The sequence below is a fragment of the Micromonospora sp. WMMD998 genome, from assembly GCF_029581235.1.
Taxonomy (GTDB): domain Bacteria; phylum Actinomycetota; class Actinomycetes; order Mycobacteriales; family Micromonosporaceae; genus Micromonospora.
Genome location: NZ_CP120740.1, coordinates 2,118,240 through 2,144,698, shown reverse-complemented (window position 1 = coordinate 2,144,698; position 26,459 = coordinate 2,118,240). Strand labels below are relative to the sequence as shown.

Sequence of the window (26,459 nt, the reverse complement as noted above, 5' to 3'; positions counted from 1 at the left end):
ACCTGTCAGCCTAACGGCCGGCGCACCGGCGGCCGGTGGCCGGACCGCCCGTCCCGTGCCGCTGGGACGGGCGGCCCGGCACTCAGGCGGGTACGGCGGTGACCACGATATTGTCGCGGTAGTGCCGGGTCTTCGGGTCGAACGGCCCGCCACAGGTGATCAACGTCAGGCGCGGGCTGCCGTCCCGGGCGAAGTAGCGGTCCAGCGGGATCTTCGTCTTCGTGTACTCCTCCCGGGCCACCACCCGGTAGCGGCGGTCCCGGCCGTCCGAGCCGGTGGCGGTCAGGGTGTCCCCCCGGTCCAGCTCGCGGAGCCGGAAGAACGCCCCCTTGCCCTGCTCGGCGCTGTCCACGTGCCCGGCGATCACCACCGAGCCGGCGTCCGCCTCCAGGCCCGGGCCGTGGCGGTACCAGCCGACCTGGTCCACGCTCGGCGGCACCTCGAACTCGTCGGTGCGCTCGTTGATGCCGACCGGGTCGACCGTGGCGGTGACCCCGATCGGCGGGATGCGCAGCCGTACCGGCGGCACGGTCGTCCCGTCCGCCGGCAGCGTGCCCGCGTTCACCGGCACCGACGCGCCCCCCGTCGTGGTCGCCGTCGGCGTCGGGGCGGGCGTGCTGCTGGCGAGCGCCGCCGCCTCGTCGGCGCCGACGTCGTCGGCGGGCTGCGACCCGCAGGCCACCAGGGCCGCCACGGTGAGCGCGGCGGCGCCGGCGGCCATCGCCGCCAGCGCCCCGCGGTTGCGTACCGTCACCGGCGAGCGGTCCGGGCGGTGGCCACCCGCGCCCCGCCGCCGACCAGGAGCAGCACGCCGGCGCCGGCCAGCACGTACCACCAGGTGTCCACGCCGGTGCCGGCCTGACCACCGGTGCCGCTGGGCACCCCACCCGGGGCCGAGTGCAGCCCGCTGATGGTCTGCGCGACCAGGTCCAGGTTCTTGTCGTCGGCGGAGCCGATCGCGTAGACGATGGTGGCGGTGCCCTCCTTGAGGTTCAGGTCGGCCGGGCCGATGGCGACGGTGTCGGTGCCGGCGAGCACCACGTCCGCCTCGACGGTGCCGGCGGCCACGTCGGCCTTGGCCTCCTTGGGGTTGGTCAGGCCCTCGAAGACCGGCTTGCCGCCGGCCCGCACGTCGACGGCCGGCGCGGCGGCGGTGTGCCGGACGATCAACCGGGCCTTGCCGGCGCCCACCTTGGACACGTCGTTGACGAACGGGGTGATCTGCGGCTTGCCGTCGGCGCTCAGGTGGGCGGCGAGGCTGATGTTCGCCCCACCCGGCACCTCGGCGTCGTCGACGGTGAGGATCGCCTTGTCGATCGCCTCGCCGGGCTTGGTCAGCGCGATGTCGTACTCCCCCTCGGGCAGGGTGAGCGGGCCGGCCACGTCGCCGGGCTTGAAGTTGTCGAGCGTCTTCTCGCCGTTGACGTAGACGTCGACCGGGGTGTCCGGGATGCCGTGGACCACGGAGACCTTGGACGAGGCGGCGTAGGCCGGGCTCATGGTGGCGGCCCCGACGCCGGCGAAGGTCAGGGCGGCCACCGCGCCGCCCGCGGCGACCCGACGGAACATGGTGAGAGACATTTGTCTTCCTCCTGATGGTTCATGCTGATTCGTCAGGACTGGCGTGCAGAACGGGTTACGCCGGCCCGGCCACCGCCGGATGCGCCCGCGATGTGTTTTCTTTTTCCGCCGTACGACGCATCCGTCCGGGTCCTCGGCGACGAAGGGGAGGTGACGAGGGTCGTGCCTGTCACACCGGCGGAGTGGAGTGAGGGCGGTGAGAGCTACAGTGCGGCATGCCCCACGAAAGGCGAGCCGCCCGGTGACGGCGGCGAGGCAGGGCCCCGAGCCGCCGGGCGAGGACGATCTCGCGACGCGGTTCCGCGACGGCGACGAGGCCGCCCTGCGGGAGGCGTACGACAGGTACGGCCGGGCGGTGCTGCACCTGGCCACCACGACGCTCGCGAACCGGAGCGACGCCGAGGACGTGACCCAGGCCACGTTCGTGGCCGCCTGGCTCGGCCGGGAGACGTTCGATCCGGCGAAGGGTTCGCTTGTCGGCTGGCTGCTCGGCATCGGGCGACGCAAGGTGGTCGACCGGATCCGCGCCACGGCCCGGGAGAACCGCGTGGTCGAGACGGTGAAGCAGTTGCCCGAGCCGGCAAACACCGGCCCCGACCCGGACACGGTGGTCGACCGGCTGGTGGTCGCCGACGAGTTGGCCCGGCTCCCCGACGAGCAACGTCGGATGCTGGAGCTGGCGTTCTACGACGACCTGACCCACCAGCAGATCGCAACCGTGACCGGAGTGCCGCTCGGCACGGTCAAGAGCCATATCCGGCGCGGCATGCAGAGCCTGAAGCGCAGATGGGAGGTGGACGGTGCAGCACCTGGACCACGACCGGCTGGTCTTTCTGGCGCTCGGTGAGAGCGAGGCGGTGGACGGTGAGGCCACCCATCTCGGCGCCTGCGGGCACTGTCGGGGCGAGCTGGACACGCTCCGGCACGTGGCCGGCCTCGGTGCCGGCACCCAGGGCCTGGCCGACCTGCCCGACCCGCCGGAGCACCTCTGGGCGGACATCGTCGCGGAGATCCGGGCCGCCGAGGAACTGCCCGCGCTCACCGACAGGCGCCCACCGCGCTCCGGCGAGCCGGACGGGCCGGCGGTCACCACGGGCCGTCCGCGCCGGGGCCGCCGCTGGCCGCGCTGGGCGAGCACCGCGGTCACCGCCACCGCCGCCGCGGTGATCGGGGTGGCGGGCACCGCCGTGGTGCTCGGCACCGGCGCCGACGAGCCGGCGCCGCAGCCGACGGTGCTCGCGAGCGCCCCGCTGGCGGCGTTCGGCGCGACGCCGAAGGACGCCTCCGGCGACGCCCGGGTGCTCGGTGACAACCGGTTGCACCTGCATGTCGCGAATCTCCCGAGCGTTCCGGGGTACTACGAGGTCTGGCTGATCGATCCGAAGACGATGGAGATGTTCTCGGTGGGTACGCTGAGCAACGGTTCGGGGGACGCGCTGCTGCCGATCCCCTCGAACGTGGACCTGCGCACCTACTCGGTGGTCGACATCAGCGCCGAACGGTACGACAACAACACCCGCCACTCCGGCGACAGTTTGCTGAGGGGCACCCTGACGGGCTGATCGGCGGGCCGGCTCAGCTCCCCGGCCCGCCGATCAGCTCCCCACGTGGGAGAAGGCCGCCGCCCGGTGATCCGGGCGGCGGCCTTCGTGTCGTGACCCCGGGTCACTTACGCTTGCGGATCTCCTCGGCGGCCTGTGGGACGACCTTGAACAGGTCACCGACCACGCCGTAGTCGGCCAGCTCGAAGATCGGCGCCTCGCCGTCCTTGTTCACCGCGACGATGGTCTTCGAGGTCTGCATGCCGGCCCGGTGCTGGATCGCGCCGGAGATGCCCAGCGCGACGTAGAGCTGCGGAGACACGGTCTTGCCGGTCTGGCCGACCTGGAACTGGTGCGGGTAGAAGCCGGAGTCGACCGCCGCGCGGGACGCGCCGACCGCGCCGCCGAGCAGGTCGGCCATCTCCTCGACCAGCTTGAAGTTGTCCGCGTTGCCGACGCCGCGACCGCCGGAGACGACGATCGACGCCTCGGTCAGCTCGGGACGGGAGCCCTTCTGCTCGGCGACCCGCTCGACGACCTTGGCCAGCTTGTCCGCGTCGGTGACCGAGACGGTGAGCTGCTCGACGGCCGGGGTGGCCGCGGCCGGGGTCGGGTTGAGCGAGTTCGGCCGGACGGTGACCAGCGGCAGGCCCTTGGTGACCTTGGACTTGACGATGGTGGAGCCGGCGAACGCGACCTGGGTGGCGGTGCCGTCCGCGTCGAGGGCGACCACGTCGGTCAGGATGCCGTTGTCCAACTTGACCGCCAGCCGGGCGGCGATCTCCTTGCCCTCCTGCGAGGAGGCGAGCAGCACGGCGGCCGGCTGCACCCGCTTGACCAGCTCGGCGACCACGGTGGCCTTCGGGGCCACCAGGAAGCCGTCGATCTCCTCGCTCTCGGCGGCGTAGATCTTCTCCGCGCCGTACTCGCCCAGCTTGGCGCTCAGCGCCTCGGCGGCACCGGCCCCGCCGAGCACGACCGCGCTCGGGGTGCCCAGCTCGCGGGCGAGGGTGAGCATCTCGAGGGTGACCTTCTTGACGCCGAATTCCCGGGTGGCTTCGACGACGACGAGAACCTCAGACATGTCCAGACCTCTCACACGAACTTCTCGGTGGCGAGGAACTCGACCAGCTTCACGCCGCCCTCGCCCTCGTCGGTGATCTTCTCGCCGCCGGAGCGCGGCGGGCGCTTGGAGTGCTCGACCACGGCGCTGGTGGCGCCGTCGAAGCCCACCTCGGTCGGGGCCACGCCCAGGTCACCCAGGGAGAGCGTCTGCACCGGCTTCTTCTTCGCGGCCATGATGCCCTTGAAGGAGGGGTAGCGCGGCTCGTTGATGGTGTCCCAGACCGAGACCACGGCCGGCGTCGAGGCGGTGACCACCTCGTAGCCCTCCTCGGTCTGCCGCTCGGCGGTCAGGGTGGAGCCGTCGACGGTGAGCTTGCGCGCGCCGGTCAGCGCGGCCACGCCCAGCCGCTCGGCGATCATGTGCGGCATGACCTGCACCCGGCCGTCGGTGGACTCGGCGCCGCAGATGACCAGGTCGGCGTTGAGCTGCCCGAGGGCGGCGGCGAGCACCTTCGAGGTGGCGACCGCGCAGGAGCCGTGCAGCGCGTCGTCGACGACGTGGACGGCCTTGTCCGGCCCCATGGAGAGCGCCTTGCGGATCGACTCGGTGGCCCGGTCCGGCCCCATGGTCAGGATGGTGACCTCACCGCCGTGCGCTTCCTTGATCTTCAACGCCTCTTCGATGGCGTACTCGTCCATCTCGTTGATGACGTTGTTCGCCGAGCCGCGGTCGACGGTGTTGTCGTCAGGACGCAGGTTGCGGTCCGCGCCCGAATCGGGCACCTGCTTGACGAGTACGACGATGTTCATCGCGCTTCGACGACCCTCCTGTTTGGGTGTAGCGATCACTCGCCCGGTCACGGGCGCAGCCTCCCGCGTTACTTAACGGTCGGTCAACCGCGGGCTGCTGTGCGGTTGCCCACGGACCGATGTTACCCGCAAGTAGCTTCGCCTCGCCGGGACCCCGGAGTGACGCGACTCACCGTAACCCGGTCGCCGTCACGCCGCTTCGGTCAGGGCTGTCCGGATCTTGTCGATCGCCGCCACCTCGGCCGGTTCCACCCCCCGGTGCGCCTGCGCCACCCGGTCCGCCGCCGTCAGCACCACCGACCGGTACGCCTCGACGTCCCCCGGCGACTTGGCCCGCAGGATCTCCACCGCCCGGCCCAGCGCGGGCAGCACCACCGACTCGATCTCCAGCGCGGAGTCGCGGGGCAACTGCGGCAGCGGGCCGGTGGTGAGCGCCTCCTTCACCACGCCGCTCACGTCGGCGAGCGCGCCGGATGCGGCGATGCTCTCCCGCACCATGCCCAGCACCCCCGGCACCGCGTTGGAGACCAGGAAGACCGCACCGAACGCGCCGGTCTTGAGGGTGAGCTGCTCGTCCGCCGTCAACCGGTCCATGATCACGGAGTGTAGACGTACGGCGTGGTGGTGGTGACCGCAACGAGCCCGAGCCGCTCCAGGATGGGCCGGCTGTCCGGCGAGCAGTCCACCTGCACGAGCGTCCGGCCGCGCTGCTGCGCCAGCCGCGCCCGGTAGGCCACCAGCGCCCGGTAGATGCCCTTCTTGCGCCACCGCGGCAGCGTCGACCCGCCCCAGAGGCTGACGAAACCGGTGTCGCCCTCGTAGCGGACCCAGCCGGCGCTGACCACCGTCTCCCCCGCCTCGGCCACCACGACCGTGATCGACTGCGGGTCGGCCGCGATCTCGCGCTCCAGGCCGGTCACCAGGTGACTGCGGTCGTCGTGCCACACCTCCTCCTCCATGGCGGCGATCCGCTCCAGGTCGGCCCGGCCGGTGACCTCACGCAGGCGTACCCCCTCGGGGAGCACCGGGACGGCGGCGGCCAGCGGCGCGACCGGGCCGACCACGACGGTCTCCTCGTCCTCCGGGACGAAGCCGGCAGCGCGCAGCCGGTCGCCCAGGTCGGCCGGCTCGTCGTGGCCGGCGAGCTTCCACTCGACCGCCTCGCCCCGGGCCCGGAAGAAGTCGACCTGCCGGGCGATCAGCGCGTCCAACTCGGCGCCGGCCAGGCCGTCGAGCGTCCGGTAGGTGAGGAAGCCCCGCTGGTCCAGGCCGAGGACGCGGAACAGCGGGCCGTCCCGCTCGATGGTCACCCCGGCGGGCACCGGGTTCGGCAGCTCCGGGCGGATCTGGCTGTCGTAGGTCTCGCGCAGCACGCGAGCGTCAAGATCGGTCACCCGTCCAGGCTAGGCCGGGGGCAAAGCGGATAATCGGCGTCGTGTGGGAGTCGATCAGGCGCTGGTTCGACCCGCGGGAGCTGCGCTCGGTCGGCACCCCGCCGGACTACCGCTTCTCGCTGGCGAACGAACGGACGTTCCTGGCCTGGCTGCGTACCGGGTTGGCGCTTGTCGCGGGCGGGCTGGCCGCCGCGCAGTTCCTGCCCCCGCTGCCCCTGGCCCACCTGCGCGAGGCGCTCGCCGTCGGACTGCTGCTGCTCGGCGCGACCGTGTCGATCCGGGCGGTGGACCACTGGGCCCGCACCGAACGCGCCATCCGGCTCGGCGAGGAATTGCCGGCGTCCCGCTTCCCGGCCGTGCTGGCGCTGATCGTCGCGGCCGGCGCGCTGCTGCTGGTGGCCGCCGTCCTGGTGCGGGGTACCCCGTGACCGGGGATGCCGGCCTTCAGCCGGAGCGCACCCGGCTGGCCTGGCGGCGCACCCTGCTCACCCTGACCGCGGTGCTGCTGCTCCAGCTCCGGCCGGCGTTCACCGGCCGCGTCGTCGACGCGGTGCTGGCCGGGGCCGCGGTCGTGATCTGGCTGGTCGTGCTGGCGGCCGACTGGCGTCGGGCCACCGGGTCCGGCCCGCGTCGTCTCGCGCGCCTGTCGATGCCGCTGACCGCGCTCGGCGCGGTCGGGCTGGCCCTGCTCGGCGTGGCGCACGTGCTCGGCCGGGTGCACTGACCGCCGCCGGTGCGCCATCATGGGGCATGGCCCGCCTCTACGTACTGCTGTTCCTGGCTCAGGTCGTGCTCGCCGCCAGCGCGTTGATCGGCTGTCTCTCCGCCGAGGACGGGCAGGTCAAGGCGCTGCCCCGGCTGGTCTGGGTGCTTGTCATCCTGTTCTTCCCGATCGTCGGCCCGATCGCCTGGTTCGTGGCCGGCCGCGAGCGCCCGGACGGCCCGCTCGGCGCCGCCGGGACGGCCGGTTCCACCGCCCCGGCCCACCGGCCGGTCGCGCCGGACGACGACCCGGACTTCCTCGCCTCGCTCGACAAGCGTTCCCGCGACGAGGACCGGGAGCGCCTCCAGCGCCGGCAGGACGACCTGCGTCGGCGCGAGGAGCAGCTACGCGACCGTCCCGACGACCGGGACCGCCCGGAGGTCTGAGCGCCGCGAAGCCGCCGCCGGTCACCCGGTCGGCGGCCCGGCGGCGTCGCGGTCAGGCCAGGTTCGACGAGCGAGGGTACGCGTCGGCGGGGTCGGTCAGCACGTTGACCAGATAGGGCACGCCCGAGTCGAAGGCGCGGCCCAGCGCCGGCCCGAGATCGGCGGCCTTCTCCACCGTCTCGCCCGCGCCGCCGAGCGCCTCGACCACCTTGTCGTAGCGCAGCCCGGGCTGAAGGTCGGCGGCGACGTCGTAGCCGTACATGGCGCGCATCGGGTGCTTCTCCAGCCCCCAGATGCCGTTGTTGCCGACCACGATCACCACCGGCAGCTTCTGCCGGGCCAGGGACTCCACGTCCATCAGCGAGAACCCGGCCGCGCCGTCGCCCATCAGCACGCAGATCTGCCGGTCCGGGTGGCTGACCCGGGCGCCCATCGCGTAGCCCATGCCGGTGCCGAGGCAGCCGTACGGCCCGGGGTCGAGCCAGGTGCCGGGCTGGGCGGGCTCCAGGTATTTTCCGGCGTACGAGACGAAGTCACCGCCGTCGCCGATGGTGACGGCGTCCGGGGCGAGCACCTTGCGCAGCTCGCCGTAGATCCGGGCCGGCCGGATCGGGTCGGTCTCGGCGCCCATCTCCTCGGCGTCGCGGGCCTTCGCCGCGTCCTCGGCGGTGCGCAGCTCGGCGATCCAGTCGGTGTGGTCGACCCGGTCGCCGGGGTGCTCGGCGAACGCGCCGAGGATCAGTCGTAGGTCGCCGGCGGGGGCGGCGGCCGGCTGCACGTGCCCGGCGCGCTGGCTGGGCGCGTCCACCACGTGCACGACCTTGGCGTCGCCGAAGTCGCCGAAGGAGAGCCGGAAGTCGAGCGGTGTGCCGATCACCACGACCACGTCGGCGCCCTTCAGCGCGACCCGGCGGGCCTTGGCGAAGGCGAGCGGGTGTGTCGGGGGCAGCGCGCCCCGGCCCATGCCGTTGGTGAACACCGGCACCCGCAGGGCCTCGGCGGCGGCGCGCAGGGCCTCGACGGCGTCCCCGGCGTACACGTCGGAGCCGGCGATGATGACCGGCCGGGACGCGCCGGCGATCAGGGCGGCGGCGTTCGCGACCTCGTCCGGGTCGGGCTCGATCGGTGCCGGCGCGGTGACCGCCGGCAGGTCGGCGTCGCCGACGGAGAAGACCGCTTCGAGGGGGAAGTCCAGGAAGACCGGCCCGCGGTGCGGGGTGAGCGCGGTGGTGAGCGCCGCGGAGACGGCCCGCGGGATGTCGTCGGCGCTGAACACCGTCTCGGCGTGCTTGGTGACCGGGGCGACGAGCGGGAGGTGGTCCATCTCCTGGAGGCTGCCGGCGCCCCAGCGGAACTGCGGGGCCCGCCCGCCCATCACCAGCACCGGCGAGGCGTTGAAGAACGCGCTGGTCAGGCCGGAGACGCCGTTGGTGACGCCGGGGCCGGCGGTGAGCACGGCCAGGCCGGGGCGGCGCTGGAGCTTGGCCACCGCCTCGGCGGCGAAGACGGCGGTCTGCTCGTGCCGGACGTCGTAGAGCGGGAAGCCCGCGGAGTGCGCGGCGTCGTAGAGCGGGAAGACGTGCCCGCCGGAGAGCGTGAACATCTCCCGTACGCCGTGCGCCCGCAGCGCCGCGAGCGCCAGCACGCCGCCGTGCCCCTCGACCCGTTCCGTCATGCCACTCCCCTTCGTCGCGCGACCGGAGTCACACGCTACTGGCCGGTAGGCCGGATGTGAACAACCCTCGCGTCAGCGGCCGGTGAAGCCGGGCTTGCGCTTCGCCACGAACGCGGCCATGCCCTCCCGCCGGTCGTCGGTGGCGAACAGCGCCGCGAAGAGCTGGCTCTCCCAGGCCAGGCCGGAGGTGAGGTCCATGTCCAGACCACCGTCGACCGCCGCCTTCGCCGCCCGCAGCGCCTGCACCGGCCCGGTCAGGAACGGCTTCACGTACGCCAGCGCGGCGTCGTAGACCTCGGCGGCCGGGACCACCCGGTCGGCCAGGCCGATGCGTAGCGCCTCCTCGGCGTCGACCATCCGCCCCGTCATGATCAGATCCTTGGCGCGGGCCGGGCCGATCAGCCGGGCCAGCCGCTGCGTGCCACCGGCGCCGGGGATGATGCCGAGCTTGATCTCCGGCTGGCCGAGCTTGGCGTCCTCGGCCACGATCCGCCAGTCGCAGGCGAGCGCCAGCTCGCACCCGCCGCCGAGCGCGTACCCGGTGATCGCGGCGACGACCGGCTTGGGGATCCGGGCGATCGCGCCCAGCGCGCCGGACAGGTCGGCGGCCCGCTCCGCCATGTCCACGTAGGACATGTCGGCCATCTCCTTGATGTCCGCGCCGGCCGCGAAGACCTTCTCGCCGCCGTACACGACGACCGCGCGGACCTCGGGGTCGGCGGTGGCCGCGCTCGCGGCGGCGCGCAACTCCTCCTGGACCTGGGTGTTGAGCGCGTTCATCGGCGGCCGATCCAGCCGGATCGTGCCGACGCCGTCCTTCACTTCCAGCCTGACGAACTCGCCCACGGTGCCCTCACTTCCTCGTCGAAGTCGCGTGCCAACCTTACGACCCGGGTCGTTGGGGTAGATATTGCGGTGGGAGAGCCGACCCGGGGAGTGCACATGATCACTTACTACGACGACCGGTCGGTACGGGTCACCTCCACCGCGCTGCGGGTCGACGACCGCAGCTACCCGCTGGCCGAGCTGACCACGGTGTGGCACCGGCGGGGTGGCCGCTCCTGGCGGGTGCTCGCCGGCCGGGGCGCGATCGGCGCGGCGCTCGCCGGACCGCTGGTGGCCGCGTTGCTGGGCGTCGCGCTCGCCGTCTGGCTGCACCGCTCGCTCACCGTCACCATCGCCGTCGTCGGCGCGTCCGCGCTCGTCGGCCTCGCCGTCGGGCCCCTCGCCGACGTGCTCTTCGAACACCTGGACCGCTCGTACGTGCGGGGCAGCCGCGAGTTGGAGATGTGGGCGACCTGGCAGGGCCGCCAGGTGCGGCTGCTGCACACCCGCGACGCGCTGCGCTTCGGCCAGATCTACCGGGCCGTGCAGCGCGCCATGGAGCGGGTGCCCGCCGCTCCCGCTCAGAACGTGATCGGCTCGTCCGGCAGCAGGCCGAGCCCGCACAGCAGACCGTAGGTGTCCTGCTCGCCCCAGAACTGCACGATCCGGCCGCCGGCAAGCCGGTACATCTTGCAGGCGCTCTGCACCGCGGTCGCCCCGGTCGCGTCCCGCCGGTACGTCTGCGCCATCGACACCACCACCCGGTCACCGGCCGCGAAGATCTCCAGGATCTGCTGGTCGAGCACGGTCAGGCCGGGCGAGGAGACGGCGGCCTCCGGGTAGCGACGCCCGCGCACCGCCGCGCCGGAGCCGTAGACCTCCACGTCCTCGTCGACCACCTCGGCCAGTTCGGCGAGGTCCTTGGTGACGAACGTGCGCAGGTAGCGCCGGACCACCTCGACGTTGCGCGCCTCCTGATCGGTCATACCCCTCACGCTAGCGATCCGCGCTTACGTCCGTCGCGGGCCACCGGTCGGAGATGCCCGCGCGCTCCCTGTCGAGTTGGTGACGCGAACGCCCCATCACCCCCACCTATCCTGTTGATCCACTCCACTTCGCCGAGGTGGCGTGAACGAACGCGCTTCGATGCCGCCACTCCGCCGGAATGGAGTCGATCAAGAGCGGTTGCGCGCGGGTGGTTAGGCTAATTTATGACCCTCTATTACCGGGACGACGCGGTACAGGTCACCTCGCAGTCCATCCACGCCGGCGGGCAGGTCGTCCCGCTCGCCGACGTCGCGTACGTCTGGCACGCCCGGGGACGGACCACGGCGGCGGTCCGGGGCCGGGTGCTGGGCCGGGGCGTGCTGGTCCTGTTGCTGTCGCTGCCGCCGCTGGTGGCGCTGGTCTGCGTGCTCTCGCTGGCCTGGGCGGCGCAGGACCGGGGCAACTGGAAGCTGGCTTTGATCATCCTGGCCGCGTTCGTGGTGGTCGGGCTGGCGCTCACCCCGTTCCTGGAGGTGCCGCTCGGGTGGCTGGACCGGTCCTACGAACGCGGCAACCGGGTGCACGAGCTGTGGGTGCAGGTCCACGGGCGGGAGACGATGCTGGTCCGCACGCCCGACGCGCTACGGTTCGGGCAGATCTACCGGGCCGTGCAACGCGCCGTCGAACAGCAGGGGGACCGTCGATGACCCACCGCCGAGGCGAGGCCGTCGCGCTCGCCGGGCTGCTCGCCGCCGCGGGCGTCACCCACTTCGCCCGTCCCGGCTTCTACGACCCGATCGTGCCGCGCGCCCTGCCCGGGCCGGCCCGCTTCTGGACGTACGCCTCCGGCGTCGCCGAGCTGGCCGTGGCGGCGGCGGTGGCGCATCCGGCGACCCGACGACGTGGCGGCCTCGCCGCCGCGGCGCTGTTCCTCGCGGTGCTGCCGGCCAACGCCCAGATGGCCTGGGACTGGCGTCGGCGTCGACCGGTGAAACGGGCGATCGCCTACGGGCGGGTGCCGATGCAGGCCCCGCTGATCTGGTGGGCGCTGCGGGTGGCCCGGCCGAGCCGCTGATCCCCTCGCCGCCCCCATCGACAGCGGCGCATCTCCTCGCCGCACAGGCTTGAGAGCTGGTATACCGCGCCCGTTCAGGCTCTTACACGCGCGCACTGGACCGCCCGTGTTGTTTAGTTAACCGGCGCATGGGCGGCCGTCGTTGGATGACCAGGGCGGCGGGTTTCACGAAGAGCGACCGCCGGGCGACCGCATCCCCATGCCGGTCAAGTTGGTATCCGTCGAGCCATACCCACCCGTCATAGGTCGTCCATTCGAGCTGGCGGATCACTCGGAACATGATCGGCTTGACGAACTGCGGGCTGGCCGCTCGGGTCACCTGCACCAGATCCCCAACCTTCGGCAGTACGGCGCTCACCCCAGGTTCCTCGCCCGTCGCCAGGCCAGGACCCGGGCACGCGAAACCGCGAGGCGGGGGCACCAGCCGTCCGGGTGGCAGCGATTGCAGCGATTGACGGCGTGGTCGTCGAGAACAAGCCATGCGACCTGGATGAGGAAAGGCACTTCGAGGTCCGGCATCCCGCCTCCCGAGCAGTGGGTTCTGCGGCACCCCGGCCCGCCGAGCCCAGCTCCACCGAACCGGGGGCACCGCGCAACCGATTCCACACCGCGCGTGGCGCTCTGTCAATATTGGCAGACCGATACAAGTAGACCTGTACACGTAGACCGATTAGTCCGCACCACTTCGGGTAGACAAGCAGATGTCTACCGTCGTTCGCATGGGTAAGCCGGAGGTCCCTGGTCCCCTTGTCGGTCCGGGCGAGATCATGGACATGCTCGGCGTGGGCAGGTCGCGGTTCAGGCAGATCATCTTGCAGCCCTACTTCCCGCGTCCGTTTCAGACCCTGCAAGCTGGTTCGGTGTGGCTGCGATCCGATGTCGAGGCATACATCCGCGACTACCGCCGGCCCAAGCCGACAGACGAAGACGACTGACGGCACCTCCGGCATTACATCCACCGGGGGCAACGGTTAGGCAGGCTCGGGCGCCTCTTCGACAGTCGCACTGGCAGTGAGGGTTCGCCATCCGGCGCCGCCGGGCAGCACTGGCCGGCACGACGCACACTTGACCGCATGGCGATCCCACTCCCCCGGCCCGGCGCCGTCGTCGGCCTCACCCGTTCCGCGCTGGACCAGGCCCTCGGCTCGGCCGCCGCGTTCGCCGCCGTGCCCGCCCGCGCCTTCGCCGTGCTCGACGAGGTGGAGGCGCTGGTCCGGCGGATCAACGGGGTGGTCGACCGGATCGAGGGCACGCTCGACCGCACCGACCGGGTGCTCACCGACGCGGAGACCGCGGTGCGCGAGGTGGGCGTGATCAGCGCCGCCGCCACCGGGGCGATCGACACCGCGACCGAGGTGGCCGCCGCGGCGGCGGTGGTGGTCGGCGAGGCGGAGCGGGTCTCCGCCGCCGCGGCCACGGTGGTCGGCGAGGCCGATCGGGTGGCGCGGGCGGCGGCCGGCGTGGTGGCCGAGGCGGACACGGTGGCGACCCGGGCGGCGGGCACGGTGGCCACCGCCGACGCGGCGGCCGGCACCGCGAGCGAGTTGCTGGCGGCGTACGAGGCGACGCTGCGCCGGGCCGCGCCGATGGCGGCCCGCTTCGTCGAGCAGCTCAGCCCGGAGGAGGTGACCGCCGCGATCCGCCTCGTCGACGAGTTGCCGAAGTTGAAGGAGCACCTGACCTCGGACGTGCTGCCGATCCTGGCCACCCTGGACCGGGTCGGCCCGGACCTGCACGACCTGCTGGACGTGACCCGTGACCTGAAGCTCGCGGTGGCCGGCATCCCCGGCCTCGGCATGCTCCGCCGGCGCGGCGAGCGCGCCGAGGGTTAAGGCGGGGCCCCCGCTTAACGCATTCGGTAGAGGCGGGGGCCCCGTTTAACCAGCGGCGTTAAGCGGGGCCCCCGCCTAACAACCGGGCGAACAGCGCGCTCAACACCTGCCGAACAGCGCGTCGATCTCGGCGCGCTGCGGCAGCGCCACGGACGCGCCGAGCTTGCGGACGCAGGCCGCACCGGCCGCCGCCGCCCAGCGCACCGCCTCGGCCAGCTCCCGGCCCTCGCCCCAGGCCACGGCGAGCGCGGCGGTGAAGGCGTCGCCGGCCGCGGTGGAGTCGATCACGTCCACCGGCACCGCCGGCACGTGCTGCGCCGCCCGGTCGCGGTCGACGTACCAGGCGCCGTCGCCGCCGAGCGTGAGCACCGCGCGGGGCACCAGGTCGAGCAGCGCCGCCGGCTCGTCCCGGCCACGACCGGTAAGCGCCTGCGCCTCCGGCTCGTTGACCACCAGCAGGTCGGTCGCGGCCAGCAGCCCTTCCGGCAGCGGCCGGGCCGGTGCCGCGTTGAGCACCACCCGGGTGCCGGCGGACCGGGCCGCCAGCGCCGCCTCGGTCACCGTCTCGACCGGCACCTCAAGCTGCGCGACAAGCACGTCCGCCTCGCGTACGGCGGCCAGTTCGTCGTCGGTGAGCCCGAGGAACGCCTCGTTCGCGCCGGGGGTGACCAGGATCGCGTTCTCCCCCGCGCCGCCCACCATGACCAGGGCGACGCCGGACGGGCCGTACGCCACCCGGAGGTGCGCGGTGTCGACGCCGGCCGCGGTGATCCGGGCGCGGAGGGTGACGCCGAACGAGTCCGAGCCGATCGCGCCGAGGAAGACGCAGGACGCGCCGGCGCGTACCGCGGCGACCGCCTGGTTGGCGCCCTTGCCGCCGGGCAGCATGACGAAGTCGCTGCCGAGCACCGTCTCGCCCGGCCGGGGCAGCGCGGCGGCGGTGCCGACCAGGTCCATGTTGGCGCTGCCGACGACGGCGATCCGGGTCTGCGACATGACTGTCAGGCGGCGCGGGCGGTCCAGCGGTCGCCGGCCCGCGAGACGACGAGCGGCAGGCCGAACGTCTTGGACAGGTTGTCGGCGGTCAGCACGTCGGCGAGCAGGCCCTGCGCCACCACCTCGCCCTCGCGCAGCAGCAGCGCGTGGGTGAAGCCGGGCGGGATCTCCTCGACGTGGTGGGTGACAAGCACGATGGCCGGCGCGTCCGGGTCGTACGCCAGCTTGGCGAGCCGGGCGACCAGGTCCTCCCGACCGCCCAGGTCGAGCCCGGCGGCGGGTTCGTCGAGCAGCAGCATCTCCGGGTCGGTCATCAGCGCGCGGGCGATCTGCACCCGCTTGCGCTCGCCCTCGGAGAGCGTGCCGTACGCCCGGTCGGCGAGGTGACCGACGCCGAACTGGCTGAGCAGCGCGGCGGCCCGCGCCTCGTCGGTGCGGTCGTAGCTCTCCCGCCAGCGGCCGACCACCGCCCACGCGGCGGTCACCACCACGTCGACGACGCGCTCGTCGGCGGGGATCCGCTCGGCGAGGGTGGCGGTGGAGAGACCGATCCGGGTACGCAGCTCGTTGACGTCGGTGCGGCCGATGCGCTCGCCGAGCACGTGTGCGACGCCGTCACTCGGGTACAGCCGGCCGGCGGCCAGGTTGAGCAGGGTGGTCTTGCCGGCCCCGTTCGGGCCGAGCAGCACCCACCGTTCGTCCAGTTCGACCCGCCAGTCGACGTCGCGCACCAGCGCGGTGCCGGAGCGCTTGACGCCGACCCCGTCCAGGCTGACCACCAGATCCGCGTCCACGGTCGAGGGGGCGGGGGCGCCGACGGCGCCGGGGATCAGGTCACCAGTCACCGCCCCATCCAACCACGCACCGGCCCGTCGCCCCCCACGGGCGGCGCCGCCGCCATAGGGTGGGGCGCCGTGTCGTTGGTCACCGCCTGAGGAAGGACGGCTCATGCCCGACCCCTGCCGGGAGCAAGGCGGATGAGCGCGGTCATCGAGATCGCCGGTCTCCGCAAGACGTTCCAGACCCTGCGCCACGGTCGGCGGGTCGCCGTCGACGACTTCCACATGCTTGTCGAGGCGGGCCAGGTGCACGGGTTCCTGGGGCCGAACGGCTCCGGCAAGACGACCACGTTGCGTGCCCTGCTCGGGCTGGTCCGGCCGGACCACGGCTGGATGCACGTGCTGGGCGTCCGGTCGCCCGAGCAGTTGCCGAAAGTGGCCGGGCGGGTCGGCGCGATCGTGGAGAGCCCGCAGTTCTTCGGCAACTTCACCGGGCACCGGACGCTGCGGCTGCTGGCCCTGGCCGGCGGCGTGCCCACCAGCCGGGTCGACGAGGTGCTGGAGCGGGTCGGCCTGCGGGACCGGGGCGGGGAGCGGGTGAAGGGCTACTCGCTGGGCATGAAGCAGCGCCTGGCGGTGGCCTCGGCCCTGCTCAAGCGCCCGGAGCTGCTGATCCTGGACGAGCCGGCGAACGGTCTGGACCCGGCCGGCATCCGGGAGATGCGCGACCTCACCCGCTCGCTCGCCGAGGCCGGGGTGACCGTGCTGCTGTCCAGCCACATCCTCGCCGAGATCCAGCTCATCTGCGACCACGTGACGATCGTCAGCCGGGGGCGGCGGGTCGCGTACGGGCCGGTGGCCGAGGTGCTGGCCGGCTTCGACGAGCACCAGTGGCAGGTGCGGGTGGCCGACCTCGGCCGGGCGGCGGAGCTGCTGGGTCGGGCCGGGCTGTCGGTGACCGGCAACCCCGACCACCTGGTGGTGACCGGCGTGGTCGACCCGGAGGTGATCAGCCGCACGCTTGGTGAGCAGGGGCTGTGGGTGCGCGAGCTGGTGCCGCTGCGACCCGATCTGGAGAGCGTCTTCCTGGAGCTGACCGGCGACCACGAGCACGTGGCGGTGCCACGGCAGGTGGACGGCGCCCCGGCGTACGACGGAGTGATCGACCTGGACGTCCGGGACAGCCGGGAGGTGGGCGCGTGAACCTGGTCCGTGCCGAGTTGGAGCGGCTCGCCGCCCGGCGCTTCGTGCAGCTCATGGTGGTGTTGCTGGCCGCCGCGTTCGCGGTGACGGTGGTGACCACGCTCGGCGGGTCGCACCGGCCGACGGCGGTGGAGCTGGGCCGGGCCAACGCGCAGGCCGCCGAGGAGGTGCGCCGGCTGGAGATGGCGTTCGACCGCTGCCTGCGGATCAAGGCGGGCACGCTCAGCCCGGACGAGAACGACTACCTGCCCCGGGACTGCGCCCAGATCGACCCGGCCCTGTCGGACCAGTTGCCGACCGCGTCCGACTATCTCAGCGGCGTCTTCGTCTTCAGCAAGGAGGCCGAGCCGCTGCTCTATTTCCTGATCGCGTTCCTGGCGCTGTTCGGGTTCCTCGTCGGCGCGTCCTACATCGGGGCGGACCTGAACTCGGGCGGGGTGGTCAACCTGCTGCTGTGGCGGCCACGCCGGCGGACCGTGCTCGCCACGAAGCTCGGCACGCTGCTGGGCGGCCTGCTGGGGCTGTCCGTGCTGGCGTCGGTGGCCTACCTCGCGGCGTTCTGGCTGATCGGCCAGGTGTCCGGGCTGACCGGCCGGATGGGCGGCGAGTTCTGGGCGTCGCTCGGCGCGGTCTGGGCACGCGGCGTGGTGCTGGTGCTGCTGACCGCGGCGCTCGGGTTCGCCGTGGCCACGCTGGGTCGGCACACCTCGGCGGCGCTCGGCACGGTCGCGGCGTACGTGGTGGTGTGGGAGCTGGGCGCGCGACTGGTGTTCCAGATCCTCCAGGTCGGCCGCCCGGACCGGTTCATGCTCTCCAGCTACCTGGGGGCCTGGCTCGCCGGTGAGGTGCGGTTCTGGGACGGCAACGCCTGCGGCGGCGGGATCTCCGGCTTCTGCGACGGCTCGTACACGCTCGGCTGGCCGGAGGGCCTGGTGGTCCTGCTCGGTCTGACGGCAGCGCTGGTGACTGCCGCGTTCGCGGTGTTCCGCCGCCGCGACCTGATCTGAGCGTGTCGGCTGATCGCCGCCCCGGCCGGGGCGGCGATCAGCCGACCGTCGAGCCGAACACCTCGTCGCGGACCGCGTCGAGCGCGGTGCGCAACGCGCCGCGCAGGATCGGCTCCTCGGTCAGGCCCGTGGTGACCACCCGGGGCCGGACCAGCGTGATCGCGGCGACCTCGCGCTGCACCCGCTCGGCCAGCGCGGCCCCGCCCGCCCGGCCGACCGCGCCGGCCAGCACCACGAGCGGCGGGTCGAGCACCACGCAGGTGCTCGCCACGCCGAGGGCCAGCCGGCGGGCCAACTCGTCGAGCACCGGCCCGCCGGCGGCGCCGGCCGCGATGGCCGCCCGCACGGCCTCGGCGGCCCGCGCCGCCGCGACGCCCTGCTCGGCCGCGTCCGCCGTGGCGAAGCCGTGCTCGGCGGCCACCGCGCGCACCGCGTCGGCGCCGGCGAGCTGCTGGAACGCCGGTTTGGCGCGCCGAGACACGTCGCGCGGGATGGGCACGCCGGGCACCGGCAGGTAGCCGATCTCGCCGGCCGCGCCGCTGCTGCCGTGGTGCAACCGGCCGCCCAGCATGATCGCCAGGCCGACGCCGGCGTCCACCCAGACCAGCACGAAGTCGGCGGTGCCCTGGGCCGCGCCCGACTGCGCCTCGGCCACCGCCGCGAGGTTCACGTCGTTCTCGAACAGCACCGGGGTGTCCAGGTCCTCGCGGAGGGCGGCGAGCAGGCCGCTGTGCCAGCGCGGCAGGTTGAACGCGAACGTGATGTCGCCGGTCTGCGGGTCGACCAGGCCGGGGGTGCCGAGCACGACGCGCCGGACCGCGGACAGCTCCGCGCCGGCGCTGCTGGCCGCCTGCACGACGGCGTTGTGCACCACGCCGACCGGGTCGTCGGTGTCCTTCGTGGACTGCTCCACCCGCCCGGCGACCACGCCGGTGATGTCCGCGCACGCGGCCACCACCCGTTCCGCGCCGACGTCCACCCCGACGACGTACGCGCTGCCCGGGCGCACCGCGTAGAGCTGGGCGTTCGGGCCCCGCCCGCCGGCCTGCTCGCCGACCCGGGCGACCAGGCCACGCTCCTCCAGCCGCTCGACGAGCTGGGACGCGGTGACCTTGGACAACCCGGTCAGCTCGCCGATCCGGGCCCGGGTCAGCGGCCCGCGCTCGAGCAGCAACTCCAGCGCCGCGCGGTCGTTGAGCGCCCGCAACAGTCGGGGGGTGCCGGGCAGCCGGGTCGCACTCATGCCAACGTCCTCAATTTTCCGTTAGGTTTCGCACCAGGAAACGCCTGCCGAAAGGTGCCCGTTAGCGTATCGGCCATGCCGGCCCGACAGAGGTCGGACGATCCGGCAGGGAAAGGGGCACCAAGTGGGGCTGGATCCAGGACTGCGCCGGTTGGCGCTTGGCACCTTGCTGGCCGCGTACCCCGGCCCGGTCCCGCCGGACTGGGCGGTCGAGCTGCTCGGCGACGGTCTCGCCGGGCACACCCTGTTCGGCACCAACGTCCACGACCCGGCCCAGCTCGCGGCGTCCACGGCGGCGCTGCGCGCCGGTCGCCCGGACGTGATCGTGGCGATCGACGAGGAGGGCGGGGACGTCACCCGGCTGGCCCACGCCACCGGCAGCCCATACCCGGGCAACGCCGCGCTGGGGGCGGTCGACGACCCGGACCTCACCCGGGCGGTGTACGCGGCGATCGGCGCGGAGCTGGCCGCGCTCGGCCTCACCCTCGACCTGGCGCCCACCGTCGACGTGAACACCGCCGACGAGAACCCGGTGATCGGCACCCGCTCGTTCGGCGCGGACCCGGGGCGGGTGGCGGTCCACTCGGCCGCCGCGGTCGTCGGCCTCCAGTCGACAGGTGTGGCCGCCTGCGCCAAGCACTTCCCCGGGCACGGCGCCACGGTCGCCGACTCGCACCACGAGCTGCCCACGGTCGATGTGTCGCCGGCTGTGCTGCGGGAGCGGGACCTGCCGCCGTTCGCCGCGGTGATCGACGCCGGCGTGCGGGCCGTGATGACCGCGCACATCCGGGTGCCGGCGCTGACCGGCGACGGTCCGGCCACGTTCAGCCGCGCGGTCCTGCACGACCTGTTGCGCGCCGAGTACGGCTTCACCGGCGCGGTGGTCACCGACGCGCTGGAGATGCAGGGCGCGGCGCTGGCCGCCGGCGGGGTGGGTCCGGCGGCGGTACGCGCGCTGGCCGCCGGCGCCGACCTGCTCTGCGTCGGTGCCCGGGTCGACGCCGAGCTGGTGGAGCGGGTCGCCGCCGAGGTCGTCGCCGCGATCGGGGACGGCCGGCTTGATCGCGCCCGGGTGGAGGAGGCCGCCGGCCGGACCGCCGCGCTGGCCGCCTGGACCCGTCCGGCCGACGCACCGGCCCCGGTCGTCGACGGTCTCGGCTACGCCGCCGCGCTGCGGGCGGTCCGCGTCGAGGGCGACCTTCCCGGGCCGGGCGTCCCACTCGTGGTGCAGGTGCACGCCACGTCGACGGTCGCCGAGGGGCGGGTGCCGTGGGGGTTGGGCCCGCATCTGGCGGCCGGGGTCGAGCAGGCCAGCGCGGTGGCCGGCGAGACCGACCCGGCGCGGCTGCGCCGGCTCGCCGGGGCGCGGCCGGTGGTGCTGGTCGGGCGGCACCTGCACCGGCTGCCCGGGGCGCGGGAGCTGGTCGAGGCGCTGGCCGCCGCGCATCCGGTGACGGTGGTGGAGATGGGCTGGCCGGGCGGCTGGCGGCCGGCCGGGGCGCGCGCCTTCGTCGCCACCTTCGGCGCCAGCCACGCGAACGGTCGGGCGGCGGCGCACGTGCTCGGGCTCACCGACTGATCCGTACGCTGCGTCACGCCCGCACGGCTCGTGATCCACACGGATTTCCCAGCTCAAGTCCGCAATTGGACAGCGGCGGCCCTCTTGTCCCGCACTCGTTGATGCACTTAGCGTTATCAGCGTTGGTGCCTGGGGGGAGGAGGCAGCGGACCGTGGATCCGGCCCGGGATCCACGGTCCGCGCCCGCCGGTCAGTGGGGGGAGACGCCGAACGAGGTCCAGCCTCGGTCCGGGAAGCCGGCCGCCTCGGCCACCCGGGCGGAGGCGTGGTTGCCGGCGTTGTGCACGTAGGTGGGGATCCGCCCCTCGTCCAGCACCCGCCGGGCCGCCTGCGCGACCAGCCGCCGGGCCAGTCCCCGTCCCCGCGCCGCCGGGACCGTGCCCACCGCCAGCTCGTGCCCGTAGGCGTCGTGCCGCTTGATCCCCACACCGGCGAGGTACGCGCCGTCGGCGTCCCGGACCACGAGCACGTCGGCGTCGAACAGGTGCAGCCAGGGCGGGGTGCCGGGCACCGTCGGCGGCAGCCATTCCCCCACGTCGGGCAGTGGCGCCGGACGGGTGCACCAGCGGAAGACACCGCAGTGCCAGGTGAGCTCCGGCGTGCCGACCGCCGCCGGCAGCGCGGGCAGCCACTCCCCGAGGGGCCGCCCGCGGACCAGCCCCCGCACCTCCTCGACGCGCTGCGGCGGCACCGAGAGGACGGTGCTGTCGCCCGCGGTCACGCCGACCGCGGGACGTGGCCGCCCGTCCCAGGCCGGGCGGGCGCGGCGGTAGGACCGCACCACGTGCAGCCCCGGGCCCGCCGGCCACTGCCCCAACCGGGTCGCCAGGTGCAGGGAGAGCCGCCGGTCAAGCACATGATCATCGTACGCCGCTCCGACCGGCCCGGACCGCTCCCGACCGTAAGAACCTGGCAATGGATCGCCGCCCCGCCCGTGGCTACGCTTGCTTCTCGCGGCCGGTGGGAGGTGCGGTGTGGCGCAGCGGATCCTCGTGGTCGACGACGACCGGACGGTCGCCGACGTGGTCTGCCGCTATCTGGAGCACGCCGGCTACGAGGTCGAGCACGTCGGCGACGGGGCGGCGGCTCTGGCCAGCGTGGCCCGCCACACGCCGCACCTGGTCGTGCTGGACCTGATGCTGCCCGTGGTCGACGGGTTGGAGGTGTGCCGGCGGCTGCGGGAGCGGCCGGACGGCGTACCCATCGTGATGCTCACCGCGCGCGGCGACGAGGCCGACCGGGTCCTCGGCCTGCAACTGGGCGCGGACGACTACCTGAGCAAGCCGTTCTCCCCGCGGGAGCTGGTGCTGCGGGTCCGGTCGGTGCTGCGCCGGGCCGGCGAGCCGGCCGGCGCCGCGCCGGAGTTGCTCGTCGACGGCGGCCTGGAGGTGGAGACCGGCCCCCGGGTGGCTCGCCTGCACGGCCGTGAGCTGACCCTGACGCTGCGCGAGTTCGACCTGCTGGCGCACCTGATGCGGCATCCGGCGCGGGCGCTGCGCCGGGCCGAGCTGTTGGAGCGGGTCTGGGGCTGGAGTTTCGGCGACCAGTCGACGGTGACCGTGCACGTGCGCCGGCTGCGGGAGAAGATCGAGACCGATCCGGCCCGGCCGCGCCGCATCGTCACCGTCTGGGGCGTCGGATACCGGTACGAGCCGGCCGATGCGTGACCTCCTGCTGATCTTCGGCGTGGCGCTGACCGCCGCGCTCGCGGTCGGGCTGGCCGGCGCGGTGGCGCTGCGGCTGCTGCGCGGCCGGTCGATCACGGTGCACATCTCGGTGCTGCTGGTGATGACGGTCGCCGCGGTGGCCGCCGGGGTGGCGGGCGTCGCCCAGGCGATGTTCCTCTCCCCGCACGACCTCCAGGTGGTGCTGATCACGGTCTCCGCCGCGGCCGTGGTGACCTTGGCGGTGGGCTGGTCGTTCGGCCGCCGGTTGGCCGCCGCCGCCGTCTGGGCCGACCAGGCGCGCGCCCGTGAGCGGCAGATCGAGAAGGGCCGCCGGGACCTGGTCGCCTGGGTCTCGCACGACCTGCGCACCCCGCTCGCGGGGCTGCGGGCGATGGCCGAGGCGCTTGAGGACGGGGTGGTTCACCATCCGGTGACGGTGGCCGAGTACCACCGCCGGATCCGGGTGGAGACCGACCGGATGACGAGGCTCGTCGACGACCTGTTCGAGCTGTCCCGGATCAACGCCGGCGCGTTGCGTCTGACGCTGTCCACGGTGGCGCTCGGCGACGTGGTCTCCGACGCGCTGGCCGGTGCAGCGCCGCTGGCCGCCGCCCGCCGGATCCGGCTGGTCGCGCCCGAGGCGGGCTGGCCGTCGGTGCTCGCCAGCGAGCGGGAACTGGCCCGGGTGGTGGGCAACCTGCTGCTCAACGCGATCCGGTACACACCTGTGGACGGGACGGTGCGGGTGGACGCCGGGCGGGAGGTGGACACCGCCTGGCTGGCCGTGGCGGACACCTGCGGCGGCATCCCGGAGGACGACCTGCCGCGGGTCTTCGACGTGGCGTTCCGTGGCGAGCCGGCCCGGACGCCGGCGGCGGTCGAGCCGGGTGGCTCGGGCGGGCTCGGGCTGGCGATCGTGCGCGGGTTGGTTGAAGCGCACGGCGGGCGGGTAGAGGTGCGGAACGTCAGCGACGGATGCCGGTTCGTGGTCCGCCTGCCGATCGCCGCAATCTGACCCATCACCGGGGAACCGAACACATCGATCCTCCGTCATATTCATTTCCATACATGGACAAGTTTCTCTGGGACGGTAGTGGTCATGCCTCAGAAGCCGAATGACCGATTCCAGCAGGACCCGGAACGGAGCTGGCCGGCCACCGCCTCCGCCGGCCGCTTCCCGGTCCAGGCGGAGTACCGCGAGACCCGCCACCGACGACTCTCCTGGGCCGAGCTGAACGCGCAGCCCGCCGAGACGTCCGCCTGGCGCGGCCTCACCACCGGATAACACACCAAGAACACGCAACCTTTGGTGCGCCCGTCGCAGACTTACTGGTGTACGTTCAGGTGCATGACACGCATCACGGTGGACGTGAACGACGAATGGCTTGAGGCGGCCCGCGAAGTCCTGGGCACCGACACCAAGGTCGCCACCATCAACGCCGCGCTGCACGCGTTCGCGACCAGACGGCAGGCCAAAGAGATCGTCGCGGCCTTCGACCAGGTCGAGATGGACTTCACCGACTCGGAGGAGACGTGGCGCTACGGCGGAGGGCGTGATCTGAGCCGGCTGGCCGAGGACGCACGCGAGGGCGAGGCGGCGGCCTGATGGCTGGCCGGATCTACCTGGCCGACACCTCTGTGTACGTACTGCAGGCCCGTCACCCTTCGGTGCGGAAGCGCTTCGAGACGCTGCTGGCGGAAGGACGACTGGCGACGTGCCAGATGACCGCCCTCGAATACCTGAACAACGCGCCCAACCCGAAGGGCTACGAGATCCTCTGGCAGGCAGTGCGTGGGCAACGCTGGCTGGACGTGACCACCGAAGCGATGGACCGGGCCATGTCGGTTCATCGCATGTTGGCGGCGGACAGCCAGCACCGCCACTTCCGTCTGCCGGACCTCGTCATCGCGGCGACCGCCGAGCTGAACGGAGCGGTCGTGTTGCACTACGACGTCGACTACGACCGAATCGCCACCCTCACCGGCCAACCCACCGAATGGGTCGCGCCGAGAGGCAGCCTCTGACGGCACGCGGGGGCGACACACGCCGATGGCGGGTGTGCGGGGCCTTCGCACAGGTGTGCGGTAGCGTCTTCTGGTCCGATTCCGGCCTACGACAGGAGAAGCTCCGCGCATGGGCAAGAAGACGATCCACGTCTCCGACTTCACCGGCCAGGTGCTGTCCCCCGACGACGAGGTGGTCCGGGTCGTCGTGCTGGAGCACCCGGACCTGGTCGCCGGGCCCGTGCAACTGGACGCCACGCCGGTCGACGTGGAGAGCATCGACGACGCGGCGCTGGACGTGGCCGTGGTGGAGATCCACGACCGGCACGGATTCGGCGAGCCGCGCCGGGTGGTGCTGACCGCGAGCGAGTTCGACGCGATGGCCACCGACGTGCCGATGGCGCAACTGCTGCGTACCGCCGAGCGGGTCAAGCCGCCGAAGGCCCGCCGCGCCGCCGAGAAGATCGACTACGGCACGGTCGAGCACGCCGGCCGACCGCACCGGGGCCGGGTCACCGAGGAGGAGGCCCGACTGGTCCGGGACCGCCTCGACGAGGTGAACAAGCGTCTGGCCGACGCCGGCATCCGGCAGATCGACCCGGCCGACCCGGAGCACGCCGCCCGCTACGGCTTCCCGACCGCCGGCTGACGACGCCCGCGTGCCGGGCACCCGCCCCCGTGGCGCGTGCCCGGCACGGTGTCAAACCCGCTTGCGGTTCAGCTCGGCCAGCGCGCCCTCCACCGCGGACTCCAGCGCTTCCTTCGTCAGGCCGAGCCCGCCGAGCGGGCCGTCGCCGCCCTCCTCCTCGAGCAGGGCGAGCAGGATGTGCTCCGTACCGATGTAGTTGTGTCCCATCCGCAGCGCCTCCCGGAACGTCAGCTCCAGGACCTTCTTGGCCCGCGCGTCGTAGGGGATCAGCTCCGGGACCGCCTCGGCCTTCGCCGGCAACGTCGCGGTGACGCCCTCCCGCAGCGTCTCCAGGGGTACGCCCTTGGCCACGATCAACGCCGCTGCCAGCCCGTCCGGCTCGGCGAGCAGCCCCAGCGCGACGTGCCCGGGGGTGATCTCGGCGTTGCCGGCGGCCCGCGCCTCCTCCTGCGAGGCCACCACCACGTTGCGGGCGCGCGTGGTGAACCGGCCGAACCCGGCGTTCGGGTCGAGCGCGGCGGCGGTCTCCGCCTTGGCCGCGGAGCGCTTCTGAGCGGCCTGCTTGCTCACCCCCATGCTGCGGCCGATCTCCGTCCACGAGGCGCCCGAGCGGCGGGCCTGGTCGACGAAGTGGCCGATCAGGTGGTCGGCGATGTCGCCCAGGTGGTCCGCGACGAGGACCGCGTCGGCGAGCTGGTCGAGCGCGTCGGTGCGCCCCTTCTTGATGCCCTCGATCAACTCGTCGAGGCGCACCGGTTGGCTCATTTTGAGCGGCTCAATCTCAGTCATGCGTCAACTCTAGGTTGACGCCACCCGATCGTCAACCTCGGGTTGACGACTGGATGGGGCCGCCGGTGGCAGACCCACCTCGGCCGGGTAGTGGTCGAACCGACGCAGGCCCAGCTTGCGCACCGCCACCGGCCACGGCGTCTCGGTGGCGAGCACCACGAGATGCTCGAAGTTGGACAGATACGACTCGCCGCGCGCCGCCCGCTCGGCGAGGATGTACGGCTCCAGCACGGCCCACGCCTCCCGGGCCCGGAATCCGCCCGTGCCGAGCAGCAGGGCCGGCTCGACCACCTGGAAGGCAAGCATCTGGCCCAGCCCGTTGTAGTAGAGCGCGATCCGGTTCACGTGCTTGCGGGCGTCGGCCGGCAGCTCGCTCACCGACATGCCCGGCGGGCAGGCGGCCCTCAGCTCGGAGAGCACGTACTGCTGACTGTCCAGGAAGGCGTCGCTCATCCGGTCGCGGGTGAGCAACTCGATCGCGACCAGAGTGTGGTTCGCGCCCTGGGACAGCCGCAACTGCCGGAGCGCGAAGAACGCCGAGACACCGACGGTGATCACCGAGACCGCGGCCACGACCGCGTTGGTCACGATCGCCACATCCATGTCCGT

General features: G+C 73.2%; 35 protein-coding genes. 19 read left to right on the top strand and 16 right to left on the bottom strand.

The genetic code is table 11. From position 1 onward, the window contains the following. Positions 1–82: 82 nt before the first annotated feature. Both O7619_RS10275 and O7619_RS10270 read right to left on the bottom strand, forming a co-directional pair. Positions 83–754 (bottom strand): class F sortase, encoded by a 672-nt coding sequence (locus tag O7619_RS10275; RefSeq protein ID WP_282287250.1) that lies wholly within the window; start codon positions 752–754, stop codon positions 83–85. Next, the gene (locus O7619_RS10270; RefSeq protein WP_282287249.1) at positions 751–1,581 is read right to left on the bottom strand and encodes a DUF4397 domain-containing protein; all 831 of its coding nucleotides are present in this window, start codon (positions 1,579–1,581) and stop codon (positions 751–753) included. Before O7619_RS10270 ends, O7619_RS10275 begins: the two co-directional genes overlap by 4 nt. Positions 1,582–1,822: 241 nt before the next feature. On the opposite strand from O7619_RS10270, the gene O7619_RS10265 reads away from it, so the two are divergent. Further along, complete coding sequence (locus O7619_RS10265) at positions 1,823–2,428, top strand: sigma-70 family RNA polymerase sigma factor (RefSeq protein ID WP_282287248.1); 606 nt, start codon at positions 1,823–1,825, stop codon at positions 2,426–2,428. Continuing rightward, a complete protein-coding gene (locus O7619_RS10260) occupies positions 2,382–3,143 on the top strand; it encodes an anti-sigma factor (RefSeq protein WP_282287247.1) in 762 nt (253 codons plus the stop codon). The genes O7619_RS10265 and O7619_RS10260 overlap by 47 nt, the downstream gene beginning before the upstream one ends. Before the next feature lie 103 nt (positions 3,144–3,246). On the opposite strand, the gene O7619_RS10255 is transcribed toward O7619_RS10260, so the two are convergent. The 4 genes from O7619_RS10255 to O7619_RS10240 all read right to left on the bottom strand — a co-directional run bounded on the left by O7619_RS10255 (position 3,247) and on the right by O7619_RS10240 (position 6,391). Continuing rightward, positions 3,247–4,206: an electron transfer flavoprotein subunit alpha/FixB family protein gene (locus tag O7619_RS10255; protein ID WP_282287245.1), complete on the bottom strand. Its 960-nt coding sequence runs from the start codon at positions 4,204–4,206 to the stop codon at positions 3,247–3,249. A gap of 11 nt (positions 4,207–4,217) precedes the next feature. After that, complete coding sequence (locus O7619_RS10250) at positions 4,218–4,997, bottom strand: electron transfer flavoprotein subunit beta/FixA family protein (protein ID WP_282287243.1); 780 nt, start codon at positions 4,995–4,997, stop codon at positions 4,218–4,220. Between the two features lie 189 nt (positions 4,998–5,186). Beyond that, the gene (locus O7619_RS10245) at positions 5,187–5,591 is read right to left on the bottom strand and encodes a hypothetical protein (protein ID WP_282287241.1); all 405 of its coding nucleotides are present in this window, start codon (positions 5,589–5,591) and stop codon (positions 5,187–5,189) included. A 2-nt stretch (positions 5,592–5,593) separates the two neighbouring features. Further along, entirely contained in the window at positions 5,594–6,391 is a 798-nt protein-coding gene (locus O7619_RS10240) for a GNAT family N-acetyltransferase (RefSeq protein ID WP_282287239.1), read from the bottom strand. Between the two features lie 41 nt (positions 6,392–6,432). On the opposite strand from O7619_RS10240, the gene O7619_RS10235 reads away from it, so the two are divergent. Genes O7619_RS10235 through O7619_RS10225 form a run of 3 tightly spaced genes read left to right on the top strand, consistent with a single transcriptional unit; the run spans position 6,433 to position 7,540 of the window. Further along, complete coding sequence (locus tag O7619_RS10235; protein ID WP_282287238.1) at positions 6,433–6,819, top strand: DUF202 domain-containing protein; 387 nt, start codon at positions 6,433–6,435, stop codon at positions 6,817–6,819. After that, entirely contained in the window at positions 6,816–7,115 is a 300-nt protein-coding gene (locus O7619_RS10230) for a DUF202 domain-containing protein (RefSeq protein ID WP_282287236.1), read from the top strand. Before O7619_RS10235 ends, O7619_RS10230 begins: the two co-directional genes overlap by 4 nt. 26 nt (positions 7,116–7,141) lie before the next feature. Then, positions 7,142–7,540 (top strand): PLD nuclease N-terminal domain-containing protein, encoded by a 399-nt coding sequence (locus O7619_RS10225; protein ID WP_282287235.1) that lies wholly within the window; start codon positions 7,142–7,144, stop codon positions 7,538–7,540. Between the two features lie 52 nt (positions 7,541–7,592). Here O7619_RS10225 and O7619_RS10220 read toward each other — a convergent pair whose 3' ends face one another. Together O7619_RS10220 and O7619_RS10215 are read right to left on the bottom strand one after the other, a co-directional pair. After that, positions 7,593–9,215: an acetolactate synthase gene (locus tag O7619_RS10220; RefSeq protein ID WP_282287234.1), complete on the bottom strand. Its 1,623-nt coding sequence runs from the start codon at positions 9,213–9,215 to the stop codon at positions 7,593–7,595. Positions 9,216–9,287: 72 nt separating this feature from the next. Beyond that, complete coding sequence (locus O7619_RS10215) at positions 9,288–10,061, bottom strand: enoyl-CoA hydratase-related protein (protein ID WP_282287233.1); 774 nt, start codon at positions 10,059–10,061, stop codon at positions 9,288–9,290. A 96-nt stretch (positions 10,062–10,157) separates the two neighbouring features. On the opposite strand from O7619_RS10215, the gene O7619_RS10210 reads away from it, so the two are divergent. Then, positions 10,158–10,676 carry a DUF6232 family protein gene (locus tag O7619_RS10210; protein WP_282287232.1) on the top strand — a complete coding sequence of 173 codons (519 nt, stop codon included), beginning with the start codon at positions 10,158–10,160 and terminating at the stop codon, positions 10,674–10,676. Here the strand turns inward: O7619_RS10210 and O7619_RS10205 are convergent. Continuing rightward, positions 10,622–11,026 (bottom strand): nuclear transport factor 2 family protein, encoded by a 405-nt coding sequence (locus O7619_RS10205; RefSeq protein WP_282287230.1) that lies wholly within the window; start codon positions 11,024–11,026, stop codon positions 10,622–10,624. The two genes, O7619_RS10210 and O7619_RS10205, sit on opposite strands and share 55 nt — an antisense overlap. A gap of 225 nt (positions 11,027–11,251) precedes the next feature. Between O7619_RS10205 and O7619_RS10200 the strand changes: the two genes are divergently transcribed. Both O7619_RS10200 and O7619_RS10195 read left to right on the top strand, forming a co-directional pair. Continuing rightward, positions 11,252–11,734 carry a DUF6232 family protein gene (locus tag O7619_RS10200; RefSeq protein WP_282287229.1) on the top strand — a complete coding sequence of 161 codons (483 nt, stop codon included), beginning with the start codon at positions 11,252–11,254 and terminating at the stop codon, positions 11,732–11,734. Then, positions 11,731–12,102: a hypothetical protein gene (locus tag O7619_RS10195; RefSeq protein ID WP_282287228.1), complete on the top strand. Its 372-nt coding sequence runs from the start codon at positions 11,731–11,733 to the stop codon at positions 12,100–12,102. Before O7619_RS10200 ends, O7619_RS10195 begins: the two co-directional genes overlap by 4 nt. An 82-nt stretch (positions 12,103–12,184) precedes the next feature. Here O7619_RS10195 and O7619_RS10190 read toward each other — a convergent pair whose 3' ends face one another. Then, positions 12,185–12,460 carry a hypothetical protein gene (locus tag O7619_RS10190; protein ID WP_282287226.1) on the bottom strand — a complete coding sequence of 92 codons (276 nt, stop codon included), beginning with the start codon at positions 12,458–12,460 and terminating at the stop codon, positions 12,185–12,187. 361 nt (positions 12,461–12,821) lie between these two features. Here O7619_RS10190 and O7619_RS10185 point away from each other — a divergent pair, with 361 nt between their 5' ends. Both O7619_RS10185 and O7619_RS10180 read left to right on the top strand, forming a co-directional pair. Next, entirely contained in the window at positions 12,822–13,037 is a 216-nt protein-coding gene (locus O7619_RS10185; protein ID WP_282287225.1) for a hypothetical protein, read from the top strand. 138 nt (positions 13,038–13,175) lie between these two features. After that, positions 13,176–13,934, top strand: a complete 759-nt coding sequence (locus tag O7619_RS10180) for a hypothetical protein (RefSeq protein WP_282287224.1) — start codon at positions 13,176–13,178, stop codon at positions 13,932–13,934. A 99-nt stretch (positions 13,935–14,033) separates the two neighbouring features. Here O7619_RS10180 and O7619_RS10175 read toward each other — a convergent pair whose 3' ends face one another. Next, on the bottom strand, positions 14,034–14,930 hold the full coding sequence (locus O7619_RS10175; protein ID WP_282287222.1) for a ribokinase: 897 nt from the start codon (positions 14,928–14,930) through the stop codon (positions 14,034–14,036). 5 nt (positions 14,931–14,935) lie between these two features. Continuing rightward, positions 14,936–15,880, bottom strand: a complete 945-nt coding sequence (locus O7619_RS10170) for an ABC transporter ATP-binding protein (protein WP_282287221.1) — start codon at positions 15,878–15,880, stop codon at positions 14,936–14,938. Positions 15,881–15,907: 27 nt separating this feature from the next. Between O7619_RS10170 and O7619_RS10165 the strand changes: the two genes are divergently transcribed. Together O7619_RS10165 and O7619_RS10160 are read left to right on the top strand one after the other, a co-directional pair. After that, a complete protein-coding gene (locus tag O7619_RS10165; RefSeq protein ID WP_282287220.1) occupies positions 15,908–16,912 on the top strand; it encodes an ATP-binding cassette domain-containing protein in 1,005 nt (334 codons plus the stop codon). Beyond that, on the top strand, positions 16,909–17,919 hold the full coding sequence (locus O7619_RS10160) for an ABC transporter permease subunit (RefSeq protein WP_282287218.1): 1,011 nt from the start codon (positions 16,909–16,911) through the stop codon (positions 17,917–17,919). Before O7619_RS10165 ends, O7619_RS10160 begins: the two co-directional genes overlap by 4 nt. A gap of 37 nt (positions 17,920–17,956) precedes the next feature. On the opposite strand, the gene O7619_RS10155 is transcribed toward O7619_RS10160, so the two are convergent. After that, positions 17,957–19,162: an ROK family transcriptional regulator gene (locus tag O7619_RS10155; protein WP_282287216.1), complete on the bottom strand. Its 1,206-nt coding sequence runs from the start codon at positions 19,160–19,162 to the stop codon at positions 17,957–17,959. 124 nt (positions 19,163–19,286) lie between these two features. On the opposite strand from O7619_RS10155, the gene O7619_RS10150 reads away from it, so the two are divergent. After that, a complete protein-coding gene (locus O7619_RS10150; protein WP_282287214.1) occupies positions 19,287–20,741 on the top strand; it encodes a glycoside hydrolase family 3 N-terminal domain-containing protein in 1,455 nt (484 codons plus the stop codon). Positions 20,742–20,931: 190 nt separating this feature from the next. Here the strand turns inward: O7619_RS10150 and O7619_RS10145 are convergent, their stop codons facing one another. Next, positions 20,932–21,597: a GNAT family N-acetyltransferase gene (locus O7619_RS10145; RefSeq protein ID WP_282287212.1), complete on the bottom strand. Its 666-nt coding sequence runs from the start codon at positions 21,595–21,597 to the stop codon at positions 20,932–20,934. Between the two features lie 118 nt (positions 21,598–21,715). Between O7619_RS10145 and O7619_RS10140 the strand changes: the two genes are divergently transcribed. The 6 genes from O7619_RS10140 to O7619_RS10115 all read left to right on the top strand — a co-directional run bounded on the left by O7619_RS10140 (position 21,716) and on the right by O7619_RS10115 (position 25,061). Next, positions 21,716–22,408, top strand: coding sequence for a response regulator transcription factor (locus tag O7619_RS10140; RefSeq protein WP_282287211.1), 693 nt, complete (start codon positions 21,716–21,718; stop codon positions 22,406–22,408). Beyond that, a complete protein-coding gene (locus O7619_RS10135) occupies positions 22,401–23,423 on the top strand; it encodes a HAMP domain-containing sensor histidine kinase (protein ID WP_282287210.1) in 1,023 nt (340 codons plus the stop codon). Before O7619_RS10140 ends, O7619_RS10135 begins: the two co-directional genes overlap by 8 nt. An 84-nt stretch (positions 23,424–23,507) precedes the next feature. Continuing rightward, on the top strand, positions 23,508–23,693 hold the full coding sequence (locus O7619_RS10130) for a DNA repair protein (RefSeq protein WP_282287209.1): 186 nt from the start codon (positions 23,508–23,510) through the stop codon (positions 23,691–23,693). A gap of 63 nt (positions 23,694–23,756) precedes the next feature. Further along, positions 23,757–24,014, top strand: coding sequence for a type II toxin-antitoxin system VapB family antitoxin (locus tag O7619_RS10125; RefSeq protein WP_282287208.1), 258 nt, complete (start codon positions 23,757–23,759; stop codon positions 24,012–24,014). Continuing rightward, positions 24,014–24,433 carry a PIN domain nuclease gene (locus O7619_RS10120; RefSeq protein ID WP_282287207.1) on the top strand — a complete coding sequence of 140 codons (420 nt, stop codon included), beginning with the start codon at positions 24,014–24,016 and terminating at the stop codon, positions 24,431–24,433. The genes O7619_RS10125 and O7619_RS10120 overlap by 1 nt, the downstream gene beginning before the upstream one ends. A gap of 109 nt (positions 24,434–24,542) precedes the next feature. Then, positions 24,543–25,061 (top strand): hypothetical protein, encoded by a 519-nt coding sequence (locus O7619_RS10115; protein WP_282287206.1) that lies wholly within the window; start codon positions 24,543–24,545, stop codon positions 25,059–25,061. A 51-nt stretch (positions 25,062–25,112) separates the two neighbouring features. Here the strand turns inward: O7619_RS10115 and O7619_RS10110 are convergent, their stop codons facing one another. Together O7619_RS10110 and O7619_RS10105 are read right to left on the bottom strand one after the other, a co-directional pair. Continuing rightward, positions 25,113–25,850: a Clp protease N-terminal domain-containing protein gene (locus tag O7619_RS10110; RefSeq protein WP_282287205.1), complete on the bottom strand. Its 738-nt coding sequence runs from the start codon at positions 25,848–25,850 to the stop codon at positions 25,113–25,115. A gap of 9 nt (positions 25,851–25,859) precedes the next feature. After that, positions 25,860–26,453 (bottom strand): hypothetical protein, encoded by a 594-nt coding sequence (locus tag O7619_RS10105; protein WP_282287204.1) that lies wholly within the window; start codon positions 26,451–26,453, stop codon positions 25,860–25,862. Positions 26,454–26,459 lie beyond the last annotated feature (6 nt).